Annotated in this window: 11 protein-coding genes; 8 read left to right on the forward strand and 3 right to left on the reverse strand. The window is 66.1% G+C overall.

Features of this window, described 5'->3' with window-relative positions:
* Nucleotides 1-293: 293 nt before the first annotated feature.
* On the reverse strand, nucleotides 294-1,436 hold the full coding sequence (locus U0C82_RS08870; protein ID WP_322186707.1) for an alpha/beta hydrolase: 1,143 nt from the start codon (nucleotides 1,434-1,436) through the stop codon (nucleotides 294-296).
* A gap of 282 nt (nucleotides 1,437-1,718) precedes the next feature.
* Here U0C82_RS08870 and U0C82_RS08875 point away from each other — a divergent pair, with 282 nt between their 5' ends.
* The 3 genes from U0C82_RS08875 (at nucleotide 1,719) to U0C82_RS08885 (ending at nucleotide 5,696) form a co-directional block, all read left to right on the forward strand.
* Nucleotides 1,719-2,483, forward strand: a complete 765-nt coding sequence (locus U0C82_RS08875) for an SDR family NAD(P)-dependent oxidoreductase (protein WP_322186708.1) — start codon at nucleotides 1,719-1,721, stop codon at nucleotides 2,481-2,483.
* Entirely contained in the window at nucleotides 2,480-3,475 is a 996-nt protein-coding gene (locus tag U0C82_RS08880; protein ID WP_322186709.1) for an AraC family transcriptional regulator ligand-binding domain-containing protein, read from the forward strand. Before U0C82_RS08875 ends, U0C82_RS08880 begins: the two co-directional genes overlap by 4 nt.
* Nucleotides 3,476-3,686: 211 nt before the next feature.
* On the forward strand, nucleotides 3,687-5,696 hold the full coding sequence (locus U0C82_RS08885; RefSeq protein ID WP_322186710.1) for a PhoX family protein: 2,010 nt from the start codon (nucleotides 3,687-3,689) through the stop codon (nucleotides 5,694-5,696).
* A gap of 323 nt (nucleotides 5,697-6,019) precedes the next feature.
* Here the strand turns inward: U0C82_RS08885 and U0C82_RS08890 are convergent, their stop codons facing one another.
* Nucleotides 6,020-7,267, reverse strand: coding sequence for an MFS transporter (locus U0C82_RS08890; RefSeq protein WP_322186711.1), 1,248 nt, complete (start codon nucleotides 7,265-7,267; stop codon nucleotides 6,020-6,022).
* Nucleotides 7,268-7,797: 530 nt separating this feature from the next.
* Between U0C82_RS08890 and U0C82_RS08895 the strand changes: the two genes are divergently transcribed.
* The 4 genes from U0C82_RS08895 to U0C82_RS08910 all read left to right on the forward strand — a co-directional run bounded on the left by U0C82_RS08895 (nucleotide 7,798) and on the right by U0C82_RS08910 (nucleotide 12,325).
* Nucleotides 7,798-9,912 (forward strand): PQQ-dependent dehydrogenase, methanol/ethanol family, encoded by a 2,115-nt coding sequence (locus U0C82_RS08895; RefSeq protein ID WP_322186712.1) that lies wholly within the window; start codon nucleotides 7,798-7,800, stop codon nucleotides 9,910-9,912.
* Between the two features lie 19 nt (nucleotides 9,913-9,931).
* Entirely contained in the window at nucleotides 9,932-10,867 is a 936-nt protein-coding gene (locus tag U0C82_RS08900) for a substrate-binding domain-containing protein (RefSeq protein WP_322186713.1), read from the forward strand.
* A gap of 70 nt (nucleotides 10,868-10,937) precedes the next feature.
* Nucleotides 10,938-11,747 (forward strand): c-type cytochrome, encoded by an 810-nt coding sequence (locus U0C82_RS08905; protein WP_322186714.1) that lies wholly within the window; start codon nucleotides 10,938-10,940, stop codon nucleotides 11,745-11,747.
* Nucleotides 11,744-12,325 (forward strand): hypothetical protein, encoded by a 582-nt coding sequence (locus U0C82_RS08910; RefSeq protein WP_322186715.1) that lies wholly within the window; start codon nucleotides 11,744-11,746, stop codon nucleotides 12,323-12,325. Before U0C82_RS08905 ends, U0C82_RS08910 begins: the two co-directional genes overlap by 4 nt.
* 92 nt (nucleotides 12,326-12,417) lie before the next feature.
* On the opposite strand, the gene U0C82_RS08915 is transcribed toward U0C82_RS08910, so the two are convergent.
* Nucleotides 12,418-13,305 carry a hydrogen peroxide-inducible genes activator gene (locus tag U0C82_RS08915; RefSeq protein ID WP_322186716.1) on the reverse strand — a complete coding sequence of 296 codons (888 nt, stop codon included), beginning with the start codon at nucleotides 13,303-13,305 and terminating at the stop codon, nucleotides 12,418-12,420.
* 129 nt (nucleotides 13,306-13,434) lie between these two features.
* Between U0C82_RS08915 and U0C82_RS08920 the strand changes: the two genes are divergently transcribed.
* Nucleotides 13,435-14,991, forward strand: a complete 1,557-nt coding sequence (locus U0C82_RS08920; RefSeq protein ID WP_322186717.1) for a catalase — start codon at nucleotides 13,435-13,437, stop codon at nucleotides 14,989-14,991.
* Nucleotides 14,992-15,011: the final 20 nt, after the last annotated feature.

Here is a 15,011-nt window from a genome sequence, read left to right on the forward strand (position 1 = left end):
TGGGGCTTTGCCGATGGTCTTGAATCCCGAAAAGCCGAGCTGCGAGACATTGTCCCGGACGGCCGCCTCGGATCGATCCGTCCGACGAAATGGTCGGCGCACAAAGGAAGGCTGTCATGTTCGAGCGTCGGCGGTTCGGCGTTCCGGGATGCGAAGCCTTGCTCGAACGCCCTGACGCTGTGATGGCGGGTTCGTTGCTTGGCGCCTGGTCGGATGTTTTCGTTTCCCAAGCTCCACGGTGTTGGAGCGGCGGATCCGAGCTCGAAGACGGCATCGCGCAATCGGGTCGAATGTCATTCTTGTTCCAGGAAACGGGCGATGCTCGCGACGAGGTCGGGATGGAGAGGAAGCGCGGGATTGGTATAGGTGTCCATCGGTCTGCCGGCGACATTGAGCTTCAGCATGTGGGTCGCGCCGGGAAGATCGGCGCGTACGGCCTGCGGCATGGCATCGGACAGGAGATCCGCGTCGCGGGGCCTGACCTGAAGGTCAGCGTCGCCCTGGATGATGAGCGTCGGTCCGTGCCAGTTTTCCGCGATCGTCACCGGATCATGGGAGAACAGGTCGATCATGTAGCGCTGTAGCCCATCCGAGAAGAGCGGTCGGAGGACCGGGGCCAACGATTCGGGATCGCGGCCGCGACCGGCCTCGAGATCAGCGACGATCGATTCAATGTCCGGCATCAGCTCGGCGTTGACCGGATTTGCGCGGAACTGTTCGATCACCAATTGTCCCATCGGACGCCCCGACGTCGCCATGAGAATCAGCCCGCGCAGGCTCCTCGGCGGGGTCCGGGCAGCGACCAGGGCCACCAGGCCGCCTTCGGAATGACCCGCGATCCAGACGCGCGGCGCAACGGCCGACGCCCGCGCGACCCATTTCTGGACATCGCCTGCATAAGCGCCGATCGTTACCTCGTTGGGATCGGAGATGGCCGTCGCACTTGCGTAGAAACCCCGTTTGTCGATCCGCAACGAAGCGATCCCGGCCGCCTTCAGACCCTCCGCCAGAAGCTTGTAGCTGTCCGAATGCAAGCCCATCCGTGGCGAATTTCCATCGCGATCCATCGGCCCGGATCCGGGTACGATCACGACGATGTCGCGCGCCTTGTCGGGCGCCACCAACTCTGCGCCGAGCGGACCGTCGGGACCATCGATCTGGATCATCTCCGCCATCGCCAAGCCGGGCTGGTACAGCAGGACACACAAAAAGAGACGTGCGACGCGACGCAATGGAAATCTCCGATCTTTCTCAGCCAAGACGGGGCACGATGCACGCTCGGCGTGTCGGGTGGCAACCGGCTCCGACCCTGCCGAACTGCCGGATGGCCGGAAGCCGTGCAACGGCCGTGGCGATCGGCCATGCGGAGTGATCCGGCTTGCCGCCGAGGTGGGGCGCCTCGTGCGGCGGCGCTTCCCGCGCGTGCCGGACACCATGGATCCGCGTTTCGACGGGAACAGGAAATGTCTCACCTGGATGCGCCCCGTCGCGCAAGCGTCCATCGATGCCCCCGCCACGGGACTGCCAGTCCGTTGCGATCGAGGGAGAGATCCTATCCCGCCCTTTATTGGGCCGAACGGGCAGGACCGGCCGGCCGCGCCGGAGCGCATCGGTCCGCACAGGCTGGCGTCCAACGCCCATCATCTGGCGTCTCCTGCCGTGACGCTGTCGCCCGATGCGTCCTATTCCGACGCCATGATCGATCATGGAGACAGACGATGACCAACCGAGTTGCCCTCATCACCGGCGGTGCCAGCGGAATCGGCAGACAGACGGCCCTGAAGCTTGCAGGCCGCGGGATCACGGTCGTGATCAGCGGTCGTCGCGAAGACCACGGCACCAGGGCGAAAACGGATATCGAAGCCGTCGCCGAAAATGGTGCGCAGGTCCGCTTCGTCCGCAACGACGTGACCGACGAAACCGCCGTGAAGGCGATGATCGACGGGATCGTCGCCGAGTTCGGGCGCCTCGACATGGCCGTCAACAATGCCGGGATCTCGAACGACATCACCTCGGTCGATCTGTCGGACAGCGACAGGTTCCGGGCGATGGTCGAGACCAACATTCTCGGCCTCTACCATTGCATGAAATACGAAATCCGGCAGATGCTGGCCCAGGGCAAGGGGGCGATCGTGAACCTGGCCTCGATCGCCGGCATCAACGGCATGCCGTGGGCGGGCACCTATGCGGCCACCAAACATGCGGTCGCCGGTCTGACCAAATCTTCGGCGCTCGATCATGCAACGCAAGGGATACGCATCAACGGCGTCGCTCCGGGCGCGGTCAAGACCGACATCCTCGCCGCCCAGCTCGAGGGGAACGACCCGAACTATAACGAGGAGATCATCAGTGCCATGCACCCCATGAACCGCCTGGGCGTGCCGGAGGAAATCGCCGACTGTATCGTCTGGCTGCTGTCCGACCAGGCGAGCTTCGTCACCGGGCATATTCTCGCCATCGACGGGGGGTTCACTGCCCGATGATGGCCGACCGTGTCAAAGTTCCGGCCGCATTCTGGCTGGGCGTGGATCGCCTCAACCTGAGACGCTCCGAACTCTTGCGGAAAGCGGGCCTGCCGCTTCAGGCCGGGCAGGAGAACACCCACCTCGACACCGCGCAGTTCTTCGCGCTGTGGCGTGGGCTGGACGCTCTCGGCGGGACGGACGTCGGACTGCACCTGTCGCAGTCGCTCGATGGCGCGGTGATGCCGCCCTCGTTCATGGCCGGCTACCACGCGCGTGACCTGCACGATGCCCTGCAGCGGGTTGCGCGGTTCAAGAGGCTATGCGCGCCCGAACAGCTGGATATCACCTTGACGGCGGACGCCTGTATCCTCTCGCCCACATGGCCCTACGGCAAGGGCGAGGCTCCCCGGTCCCTGACCGATGCGACAATGGGCTCGCTTCTCGCCCTGGCAAGGGCCGGCACGGGCAGGAATGTCCGTCCCCTCCGGCTTGAATTGCAGCGCGGACCGAGCGCCGCGATCTCGACCTTCTTCCGCTGTCCGATCGGCTGGAACGCGGAGCGGGATCGCCTCATTCTGACGCGCAGCGATCTGCTCCTGCCCTTCGAAACCTACAACCGCGAACTTCTCGATCTTCTGGACAGAGCGCTGTCGTCGGATATCGGCCGACAGGAGAAGAGCGGCACGCTTGTCGATCGGGTGCGCTGGCTGCTTCGCCGGAACCTGACCGCGGGCCGTCCCGAATTGCGCAGCATCGCGCGCGAACTGGCGCTGAGCGAACGCTCCCTGCAGCGGCGGTTGAGTGAGGAAGGGCAGAGCTTCCAGTCCCTTCTCAGCGGCACACGGCACGCGCTGGCCCGCGAATATCTCGAGGAAAGCGCATTGGACATCATCGAAGTCGCCTCCCTGCTGGGCTACGACGAGCAGGGATCGTTCTACCGTGCCTTTCAGAAATGGGAAGGCTGCACGCCGTCGGAATGGCGGATCGGACATTCGCGCAGGACCGCCTAGACGGGGAACGCCGACGTCGGACAGCCCGACGGGGCGCCGCCCGCCGATGTTCCGTGCCCGTGCCCGTGCTCGTGCGGGTCTGCGGGAGGGCGCGGGCGGGGGCGTCACCGGGCTGTAACATTGCGCGCCTACTTCTCTTTAGAACCGTTCGAGTCTGGGGCAGCCCTGTCCGCCGAACGGGGACCCTGATCCCTATCGATGAGAAGACGTCATGAACGATCAAGCACCGATCCGCGCGGCATTCCGCACCAGCCAGCTCGAGGAAGCCGAGGGCGAAGGGCTGAACCCCACTGCCAACCGCACCATGGGCGAGATCATCGCCTCGCGCTTTTCGCGTCGCAACTTCCTGCGCGGCTCGCTTGCCGCCACCGCGATCGCCGCGACGGTGAGCCCGATGGCGCTTCTCAGCGCAGAACAGGCCAGAGCGCAAGGAACCGGCGCCTCCCGCTTCACCTTCAAGGAGGTCGAGGCCGGCGTCGACGCGAACCATCATGTCGCCGAAGGCTACGATGCCGACATCCTGCTTCGCTGGGGCGATGGCCTGTTCCCCGATTCGCCGGACTTCGATCCGGAGAACCAGACGCCGCAAGCCCAGGAGCGGCAGTTCGGCTACAATAACGACTATGTCGGCTTCATCCCGATCAACGGCTCGTCCGAGCACGGCCTGCTCGTCGTCAATCACGAATATACCAACGAGCATCTGATGTTTCCGGGCATCGTGACGATCAAGGAGGCTTCGGCCGGCGAGCCTGCCGAACTCGTCGTCGCCCCTGCCGACCGCAAGCGCGTCGATATCGAGATGGCGGCCCATGGCGGCACGATCGTCGAGATCCGCAAGGAAGGCGGCAAGTGGCGGGTCGTGCGCGAGGGTGCCAACAACCGCCGCATCACCGCCCAGACCGAGATGCTGGTGACCGGCCCGGCCGCCGGCCACGACCGCCTGAAGACCAATGCCGACGCCACCGGCACGAAGGTGCTCGGCACGATCAACAACTGCGCCGGCGGCGTGACGCCCTGGGGCACCTACATCATGGCCGAGGAGAATTTCCACGGCTACTTCCTCGGCGAACTGCCCGCCGATCATCCCGAAGCCGCCAATTACGAGCGTTACGGCGTGCCGGACGGCAGCTATGCCTGGGGCGAGTTCCACGACCGCTTCGACGTCTCCAAGGAGCCGAACGAGCCGAACCGCTTCGGCTGGATCGTCGAGGTCGACGTGAACGACCCCAATTCGGTGCCCCGCAAGCGCACCGCGCTCGGCCGTTTCAAGCATGAAGGCGCCGAATCGATCGTCAACCGCGATGGTCGCGTCGTGTTCTATCTCGGCGACGACGAGCGGTTCGACTATGTGTACAAGTTCGTCACCGCCGGCACCTTCGACGAGACCGACCGCGCGGCCAACATGGACCTGCTCGACGAGGGCACGCTCTACGTCGCGCGCTTCGACGAGGACGGCTCGATGGTCTGGCTGCCGCTGGTCCACGGCGAAGGTCCGCTGACCGCCGAGAACGGCTTCAACAGCCAGGCCGACGTCCTGATCGAGACGCGCCGGGCCGGCGACCTGCTCGAGGCGACGCCGATGGACCGGCCGGAGGACATCGAGCCGAACGGCACCAATGGCCGCGTCTATGTCATGCTGACCAACAACACCCGTCGCGAGGAGGCCAATGCCGCCAACCCGCGTGTCGACAACGCCTTCGGTCACATCATCGAGATTGCCGAGGCCGATGGCGATTTCGCCGCCACGTCCGGCACCTGGGAGGTGCTGTTGCAGTGCGGCGACCCCTCGGTCGCGGAGGTCGGGGCGACCTTCTCGACGGAGACCACCCGGAACGGCTGGTTCGGCATGCCGGACAATTGCGCCGTCGACGCCGACGGCCGTCTCTGGGTCTCGACCGACGGCAATTCCCCCAAGTCCACCGGACGCACCGACGGTCTGTTCGCGCTCGATACCGAGGGCGAGGCGCGTGGGACCTCGAAGCTGTTCTTCCGCGTGCCGGTCGGCGCCGAGATGTGCGGCCCCCTGCCGACGCCGGATCTGACGACCTTCTTCGTCGCGGTCCAGCACCCCGGAGACGGCGGCGAGGATTGGGAAGGCTTCGGCCGGCCATCCTATTACGAGGACCTCTCGACCCGCTGGCCGGACTTCGAGGACACCATGCCCGTCCGCCCGTCGGTCGTGGCGATCACCAAGCAGGGCGGCGGCAAGATCGGCGTCTGACCGATCCCGATCGACGCTCCTGACGAACCTGTTCCCAGCCCATCCGGCCCGTCATGGCGCCGGGTGGGTTTCGGGCGTCCGGTCGCCGTCTGCTCGGCGCGGCACTCCGGATCCGGCGACGTTTCGGCGGTCGGGATCTTTCGGCCGGTGCGTCCGGTCCGCCGATGTCCGGCGATCCGGCTACGCCTCGATCCGGCGATCCGAAACCGTCTGCCGGATCTTTAGAGCATGATGCCGAAAAGTTGCATGACTTTTCGGACAACATCATGCGGAAGAACAAATACTTAGAGCGAAATGTCGATCCAGACTTAACGCATTTCGCTCTAGTTCGACGAGACATTTCGGAGCGCTCGGCCTCGTGCGCGCGCGAGAAGCAAGAGCACGATCGCCGCGTTCGCCATATTCCAGGCGAGGGCGTTCAGGAAGGCCGCGTCGTAGGAGCCGGCTCTGTCGAAGATGGTGCCGGCGATCCAGCCGCCGAACGCCATGCCGACCAGGGACACCATGATCACCGTTCCGACGCGGGCGGCCGCGTCCTGCGCCGGCATCGTTTCGCGCACGATGATGGCATAGCAGGGGACGATCCCCCCGTGGAACAGGCCGAACAGGGCCGAAACCACATAGAGCGACGTGAGCCCGTCGAACGCCAGATACATCGAAAGCGCGGACGCCTGCGCGAGCGAACCGATGAGCAAGGCTCCAAGCCCGCCCAGCCGATCGGCGATGAAGCCCGTGCCGATCCGGCTGAGGACGGCGAATGCCAGCATCACCGACAGCATCCCGGCGCCGCTCGCGGTTCCGTAGCCGAGTTCGAAACACAGGGCGACGATGTGCACCTGCGGCACCGCCATGGCGACGCAGCAGGTGAAGCTCGCGATCGAGAGAATCGCCGTGATGGCGTTCGCACCGAGGCCGAGATCGACGCCCGGGGGCGCGTGGGACACTTCGAGCTTGCGCGGCGCGCGGCCGGCGACCGAGCGAAGGACCAGGACGAGACCCGCCATGACGGTGCCGCAGAGGAGGGCGAGGGCGATGTGCACGCCCCGCCACCCGTAGGCGCCGAGACTGTGCTCGATGAGCGGCGGCCAGAGGGCGCCCGAGAGATAGTAGCCGGTGCCGGCGATCGCGATCGCGATGCCGCGGCGGCGCACGAACCAGTGCGAGGCCTCCGCCATCAACGGCGCGAAGGTCGCCGACGCGCCGAGCCCGACGAAGAGACAGGCGGCGGCGAACTGCCACAGCGCCATCGACGCAGCGGCGACGAGAAAGCCGAACACCAAAGACACGATGCCCAGCCCCATCGCGGGCACGATGCCGAGCCGGTCCGTCAGTCGACCGGTCAGGACGCCGCCGAGACCGAAGCCGACCATGGTCGCGGTGTAGGCGAGCGAGGCTTCGCCCCGCGTTCCGCCAAGGTCGGCCTGGACCATCGGCATCACGAGGACGACCGACCAGAGCCCGATGCTGCCGACCGTGCCGATGGCAAGGGCGAGACGCAATCGGCGCCAGGCGCTTGGCGAGTCCGGATGAAAGACGGCAATGCCTGGGGCAGGGCCGGACGGATCGGTCATGGCTGTTCTCCAATGGCCGGAGCGTCGACGCCGCTTTCTTCCGCCTGCCGCCGCGCAGCTCGGCCGGTCGCGGCACCATCGCATCGGGCCCGGCGCACGGAAAGCACTGCTCTGGTAAAAAACGTTCTGCCGGACAAGCCCGTTCGCAGGGAACCGCCGTGCGTTTTCGCATCGAACGCGGTGGCAGGGCGCGAAACGGGCCCGTTCGCTCCTTTCGCCGAACCATCGAGCCCGGAATTGAGGGCGCCGTGCCCGCGGCGATCGTTGCCGCCGCACAGTTCCGGGACTTCCGGTTGTGCATTGCAAAACAAATTTGCCGGCTATTGACCTGGCGCAGGCCCTCGACCGTGATAAGGCCGTCATACCAAACACTTCCAAGCGTTTGATTTCATGTGTGCATTGCAACAGGGTCCAGGCCTTCGCGGCAAGACTGACGCCCATCCACTTGAACAGGCGCCTGCCTTGCCACACGCTTTCCTTTCAAACGGTTTCGACCTTCGTGACCGACACTCCTGCGGCGAGGTGTCCTTATGCCATCCTTCATCCGGTCGCGTCGGGCGCATCGTCTCGAATCGGGCCTCGGAGCGACGGCGGCGATCGGGCTCTGCCTTGCTCTGTCGCTGACGGGAGCGAGCGCGCAGGACGGCGAGGCGGCGCGGCAGACGCCCGCCACCGATCGCGCGGCGCCCGGTGCAGGCTCGACGGCGCAAGGCGAGGGTGCCGAAACCCGAGGCGCGGATGCCGCCGGCGCCGGCGCGCCCCGGGCGGGATCCGATCCGTCGGGAACTTCGCAGGGTGCTTCGCAGGCGCAAGGGGCGGAGGATCTGGCGGAGCTCAGCAAGGACCCGAACCAGTGGATCATGCCGTCAAAGACCTATGACGGCATGCGCTACAGCGAACTCGACCAGATCAACACCGAGAATGTCGGCGATCTCCAGCTCGCCTGGACGTTCTCGAACGGCATCAATCGCGGGCAGGAATCGATACCGCTCGTCGTCGACGGTCTCCTCTACATCGTCAGCCCCTGGCCGAACAATCTGTTCGCGCTGGATGCGACGACGGGCGATCTGAAATGGGCGTTCAAGCCGCCGACCGAGCGGGCCGCGCAAGGCGTTGCCTGCTGCGACGTCGTCAACCGGGGGGCGACCTACGCAAGCGGCAAGATCATCTACAACACGCTCGACAGTCATACCGTCGCGGTCGACGCCAAAACGGGCGAGCTCGTCTGGAACATCAAGCTCGGCGAGATCTCCAACGGCCAGACGATGACGATGGCGCCGCTGGTCGTGAAGGACAAGGTGCTGGTCGGCAATTCCGGCGGCGAGATGGGCGTGCGCGGCTGGATGACGGCGCTCGACGTCGAGACCGGCGACATCGTCTGGCAGGCGATGCACACGGGAACGGACGCGGAGGTGCTGATCGGCGAGGACTTCGAAGCACCCTATCCATGGATGGAGGGCACCGATCTCGGCGTGAAGACCTGGCCGAGAGATCGCTGGAAGACCGGCGGCGGAACGGCCTGGGGCTGGATCACCTACGATCCCGAGCTCGATCTCGTCTATTACGGCACCGGCAATCCGGGGCCGTGGAACTCCAATCAGCGCAAGGGCGACAATCTCTGGACGGCGACGATCTTCGCCCGCGATCCCGATACGGGCCAGGCGAAATGGGCCTACCAGACCTCGCCGCACGATCTGTGGGACCATGACGGCGTCAACGAAGTGCTGCTTCTCGATCTCGAGATCGACGGCGAAACCCGCAAGACCGCCGTGCGGCCCGGCCGAAACGGCTTCATGTACGTTCTCGACCGCACGAGCGGCAAGGTGATCTCGGCCGATCCGTTCGACAAGGTCACCGTCTACGAGGGCGTCGACATGGAGACGGGAAAGCTCATTCCCGTTGCGGAGAAGGATCCGGTTCTCGGCAAGACGATCACCGACATCTGCCCGGCCCCGCCCGGCGCCAAGGACTGGCAGCCGACGGCCTATTCGCCGCGCACCAGGCTTCTCTACGTGCCGCACCAGACGCTCTGCGCCTCGATGACGACGTCCGACGTCAGCTATATCAGCGGCACGCCCTATCTCGGCGCGACGGTCGACATGTATGCCGGCACCGACGAGGGCACGCGGGGCCAGTTCATGGCGTGGGACCTCGTCAAGCGGATGCCGGCCTGGCAGATCAGGGAAGAATTTCCCGTCTATTCGGGCACCGTCGCCACCGCCGGAGACGTCGCCTTCTACGGAACGATGGACCGGTGGTTCAAGGCGGTGGACGCGCGGAACGGCGAGATCCTCTGGCAGTTCCGGGCCCCGTCCGGCATCATCGGCCAGCCCTCCACCTTCATGGGTTCGGACGGACGGCAATATGTCGCGATCATGTCCGGGGTCGGCGGCTGGGCGGGTGCGGTCGCGACCGCCGAACTCGATGGCCGGGTGCGCAACGGTGCCCTCGGTTTCGTCGGCGCGATGCAGGATTTGCCGGCTTACACCACGGGCGGGTCGACGCTGATGGTGTTCGCTCTGCCGGATGCCGGTGATCGGCAGGAGGCGGGCGCTCACCCGGAAGTTGCGCAGCCGCAGGCGGGGGACGCGTCGCCGGGCGGCGGCGAGAGCAAGGAGGCCAGGGATGGCGCGGCGGCGCAGTGATGCGTCGCGGCCGGCTGGCATGCCGAAGCTGGCCGGGATCGTGCGGCGTCTTGCGCTCGTCCTGACGGCCGCCATCGCCGCGCCGCAAGGCTTGGCCTCGGCCTTGGCGCAGGCGGGAGAGGGGTCGTGGAGCGATCATGCCGGGACAGCGTCGAAGTCCGGGCTTGCCGAGGCGGCCGAACCCGGATCCGGGTTCGGCGGACCTGTGAAATCCGATCGCCGAGCCCCTCAGCCCGTCCTTCGCGTGTGCGCCGATCCGAACAATCTGCCGTTCTCCAACGACAGGGAACAGGGTTTCGAGAACGCGCTCGCGAACATCGTCGCAAGGGATCTGGGGGCGAGGATCGAATATACCTGGTGGGCCGAGCGGCGTGGGTTCCTGCGCAACACGCTGAACGCGGGCGTCTGCGACGTGGTCATGGGCATTCCCCCGCTCGACGTGCTGACGCCGACGCAGGCCTATTACAATTCCACCTATGTGATCGTCAGCCGGACGGAAGACGCTGTCGGTGTCGCAACGCTGACCGATCCGGCGCTGCGCGATCTTTCCATCGGCGTCCATCTGATCGGCGACGACGGCGCGAACACGCCCGCGGCCCATGTGCTCGGCGATCTGGGCATCGTCGACAACGTCGTCGGCTACACGATCTACGGCGACTACCGGGAAGACGCGCCGCCCTCGCGTATCGTGCGCGATGTCGCCGCCGGCACGATCGATATCGCCATCGTCTGGGGGCCGCTGGGCGGCTATTATGCCAGGATGTCCGACGTTCCGTTGACCGTCACGCCGCTCGAGAAGACCGAGAGCCTGCTGCCCCTGGTCTTCCAGTTCCCGATCGGCATGGGCGTCCGCACGGACGATCATGCGCTGAAGGACCGCCTCAACCGGATCATCGAGCGCGAGCGCGGGACGATCGACGCCTTGCTCGAGCGCTATGGCATTCCGCGCGTGTGAAGCCGCGAACCGCTTCGGCCCGGCTTGCCGGGGCGTGGCACGAACCGAAACAGAGGAAGGAAGGTGCGTCATGCCGGTTTCCAACAGCGGGCTATCGGGACGGCGATCGAAAGCGCTTCGCGGCGCCGTGGTCGCGGCGCTTTGCGGCCTGTCCGCCGGCGCAAGCCCGGTTCTTGCCGCGGACGATCCCCTGATCCGTCTGGCCCAGGGCGAGGCGGCGCCAGCCGCGCCCGCCGACCTGCGGGTGACGGAGGAGGGCGAGGCGATCGGGGAGGGAAGCAACGCCACCGGTCCCGCGCCGACGGCCGGCGAGACGCAGGCGCAGGAGCGCTCCGCAAGCGCGCCCGATCCCGAGACGCTTCTCGGCGTCGACATCAACACGATCATGCCCGGCACGATCGCGGGCGGCCCCGAGATCGTGGTGCCGCCGATGGACCGGGCGGCGGCCGAGGCCGGCATGGACTATTTCAACTCGATGAACTGCATCGGCTGCCACGCGCCGAACGGCTCGGGCGGCATGGGGCCGTCGCTCTCGAACGACGTCTACATCTACGGCGACGAACCCGCCGAGATCTTCCTGACGATCAAGCAGGGCCGCCCGAACGGAATGCCGTCCTACGGACGCATGATCCCGGACGCTGCGCTCTGGCAGCTCGTGGCGTACGTCAAGAGCATCGGCGCCGACCCCGATGCGAACAGGTGGGGCACGACCGTATCCCTCGATGCGATGACGATCGAGCAGGTTCCGGCCGAATATCAGGACACGGTCGAGCCCTGGTCGAAGACCAAGCCGTTCAGCTTCGGCGAAGCCCCTTACAAGAACGCCGAGCCGCCGCGGCGCGAAACCGCGGCCCCTGCGCCGGGCGGCGAGACCCGGTGAGCCGGACGCGTATCTTCTGCGCGACCGGTCGGCTCGTTGACGCCGGATCGTCGCGCGATGCCGGCGCGATGGCGATGATCGCGCGGTTGGCTTCAGGGCTCGGCGTCGCGGCCGCGATCATTGCCGGCTCCGCCATGCCGGCAGGATCGCAGGCCCGGTCGGACGCGCCGAGCGACTGGACCGTCAGCGCCGATGCCACGGGCACGACCTACCGGTTGACGGGGGACAACAGCCGCCTGTCGATCGAATGCGTCTCGCAGCACCATGGCGGGGGCGCCGTCCTGTCCATGGTGGTCGACGGGCGCGACCCGGCGCCGAGGACCATTTCCTCCGTCATCGTCGGCGAACGCATCTTCGGCGTCCGCCACGACTTTGCCGGCGTCGGAGTCACCGACTGCCCTTCGTGCGCCGCCGATTTCGACGCGCTCTGGGCGGCCCTGCGCGATCCCGCGACGGACGAGATCACGCTGAAATCCGGCGAGAAGCGACGCCACCTGCGCTCGCGCGGCGGCGAGACGGCGCTCGGCGCATGCCAGTCGGACTTCGCGCGGTTGAGCCTGCAAGCGGACAGGCTTTGAAGGACAGGCGGCGCCGTCGGCGCATGCCTTCTTCGCGGACGTCCCGACATTCGCAACGCCTGGCCGAAGGCTTCTCGGTCATGGGCGGCGGCTCATTGCAGAACCTGCCGGATCAATTCGGCGAAGGCCGAGATGTCGGCGGCCCGGATCGTCGTCGGCCGAAAGGCGAGAACCAGATGGCGCGAGGGAACGGGTGCGGCGATCGGCAGGATGGCGATGCCGCCGGCCCGGGTCTCGTCGTCGATCGCGATCGACGGGATGAGCGTCGTGCCGAGGCCGCCCGCGACCATGCGAAGGATCGTGGTCAGGCTCGTCGCGCCAAGCCTTGCGCGGTTGTGGCGATCGGTGACGGCGCAGATCTCCAGGGCTTGCGAGCGCATGCAATGGCCTTCCTCCAGGAGGATCATCCGTTCGCTGGCCAGAAGCTGCGGCGGCACCGGGCTGCGAAACCGTCCGATTTCGGACATCGGGATCGCGAGGCTGAACACGTCCTCCACCAAGGGCACGGTCGCGATCCGGGCGTCGTCGATGGGAAGCGCCACGATCGCGCAGTCGATATCGCCGTCGTGAAGGTCGGCGACCAGCCGGTCGGTGACGCTCTCGCGGATCTCGCAGTCGAGATCGGGAAACTGCTGCGCGGCGATCGGCAGAAGCTTGGGCAACAGATAAGGGGCGACCGTCGCGATCATGCCCACCCTGAGGCGCCCGGACAGGATCGAGGCGCCGCGATCGGCCAGGCTCTCGAGATCCGCGACATCGGCGAGTATGCGGCGCACGCGGCCCGCGATGAAGTTGCCGTCCGCCGTGAGCGTGACGCCGGAGGCCGCGCGGGAAAAGAGTTCGGTGCCCAGATAGCTCTCCATCTGCGCGATCTGGGTCGAGAGCGCCGGCTGGCTGATGTTGAGCTGCCGCGCCGCATTGCCGAAATGCAGGGTCTCGGACAGGGCCTGGAAATAGCGGAGTTGGCGCATCGTCATCATGTCGATAAGATAATCCAATAGGATAGCGAACAAAATACGATTGGCGATTATCGATCGTCGGCTGCATATTGGGCAAACAAGTTTTGCGCGCAAGGACTGCGCGCCTGTCAACCGATCGAAGGAGGCCTCATGGCTGATCGCAAAACTCTGAGAACGACGGCCGGAGCGCCCTGGCCGAACAATCAGGATTCCCTGTCCGCCGGCGAACGCGGGCCGCTGCTCATCCAGGACTACCAGCTGATCGAGAAGCTGGCCCATCAGAACCGCGAGCGCATTCCCGAGCGCACCGTGCACGCCAAGGGCTGGGGTGCCCACGGCAAGATGGTGATCACCGAGGACATCTCGAAATACACGAAGGCCAAGTGCCTGCAGCTGGGCGTGGAAACGCCGATGCTCGCGCGCTTCTCGACCGTCGCCGGCGAATCGGGCGCGGCCGATCACGAGCGCGACGTGCGCGGCTTCTCGCTGAAGTTCTACACCGAGGACGGCAACTGGGACATGGTCGGCAACAACACGCCGGTCTTCTTCGTTCGCGATCCCTACAAGTTCCCGGACTTCATCCACACCCAGAAGCGCCATCCGAAGACCAACATGCGCTCGCCGACCGCCATGTTCGACTTCTGGGGCCTTTCGCCGGAAGCCCTGCACCAAGTGACGATCCTGATGTCCGACCGTGGCCTGCCGGAATCGCCCATGCACATGAACGGCTACGGTTCGCACACCTTCTCGCTGTGGAACGATGCCGGCGAACGCTATTGGGTGAAGTTCCACTACAAGACCCAGCAGGGCCACGACTGGTTGTCGAACGCCGAGGCCGAGACGATCATCGGCAAGACGCGCGAGGGCTATCAGGAGCGCCTGTTCAACACGATCGAGAGCGGCAACTATCCGCGCTGGAAGTTCCAGATCCAGATCATGCCGGAACTGGAAGCCGAGACTTGCGAGTTCAATCCGTTCGATCTGACCAAGGTCTGGCCGCACGACCAGTTCCCGATGATCGACGTCGGCTATATCGAGCTCAACCGCAACGCGGACAATTATTTCGCCGAGATCGAGAACGCGGCGTTCTCGCCGTCCAACATCGTCCCGGGCATCTCCTTCTCGCCCGACAAGATGCTCCAGGCGCGGATCTTCTCCTATGCCGACGCCCACCGTTACCGGCTCGGCACCCATTACGAGACGATCCCGGTGAACCGTCCCAAGGTGGAGGTGCACAACTACCACAAGGACGGCACGATGAACGTCTATGGCGGCATTCGGTCCGGCAACGAGAACGCCTATTACGAGCCGAATTCCTATGCGGACGAAGGCGCGGCCGTCGAGGACCGTTCGGCGCAGGAGCCGCCCCTGCGGATCTCGGGCGATGCGGCCCGCTACGACCACACCGCCTATGACGACTACAAGCAGGTCACGGACCTCGTCATGAAGGTCATGAACGAGGAGGAGCGCCAGCGCCTCTACGCCAACATGGGCGGCGCGATGGCCGGTGTTCCCGGTCCGATCGCCGAGCGTTGGTTCGGCCATCTGAAGCGGGTGCACCCGGACTACGAGGCCGGAGTCCGCAAGGCCTGGAACGAGGCCAATGCGGATGCCGGATACGACCCGAACGGCGTGCCGGTGACGGGCAAGACGCCACAGGCGACCTCCGGCAGCCATGCCGAAGACAAGCCCCAGGCGGCCGAATAAGCACGACGCGCGAGGCCGGG

The sequence above is a fragment of the Fulvimarina uroteuthidis genome (assembly GCF_034321785.1).
Classification (GTDB): Bacteria; Pseudomonadota; Alphaproteobacteria; order Rhizobiales; family Rhizobiaceae; genus Fulvimarina; species Fulvimarina uroteuthidis.

Coding starts and splice junctions, on each gene's coding strand:
- U0C82_RS08870 (WP_322186707.1), bottom strand. CDS start 1,436: ATGGTGTCCGGCACGCGCGGGAAGCGCCGCCGCACGAGGCGCCCCACC.
- U0C82_RS08875 (WP_322186708.1), top strand. CDS start 1,719: ATGACCAACCGAGTTGCCCTCATCACCGGCGGTGCCAGCGGAATCGGC.
- U0C82_RS08880 (WP_322186709.1), top strand. CDS start 2,480: ATGATGGCCGACCGTGTCAAAGTTCCGGCCGCATTCTGGCTGGGCGTG.
- U0C82_RS08885 (WP_322186710.1), top strand. CDS start 3,687: ATGAACGATCAAGCACCGATCCGCGCGGCATTCCGCACCAGCCAGCTC.
- U0C82_RS08890 (WP_322186711.1), bottom strand. CDS start 7,267: ATGACCGATCCGTCCGGCCCTGCCCCAGGCATTGCCGTCTTTCATCCG.
- U0C82_RS08895 (WP_322186712.1), top strand. CDS start 7,798: ATGCCATCCTTCATCCGGTCGCGTCGGGCGCATCGTCTCGAATCGGGC.
- U0C82_RS08900 (WP_322186713.1), top strand. CDS start 9,932: ATGCCGAAGCTGGCCGGGATCGTGCGGCGTCTTGCGCTCGTCCTGACG.
- U0C82_RS08905 (WP_322186714.1), top strand. CDS start 10,938: ATGCCGGTTTCCAACAGCGGGCTATCGGGACGGCGATCGAAAGCGCTT.
- U0C82_RS08915 (WP_322186716.1), bottom strand. CDS start 13,305: ATGATGACGATGCGCCAACTCCGCTATTTCCAGGCCCTGTCCGAGACC.
- U0C82_RS08920 (WP_322186717.1), top strand. CDS start 13,435: ATGGCTGATCGCAAAACTCTGAGAACGACGGCCGGAGCGCCCTGGCCG.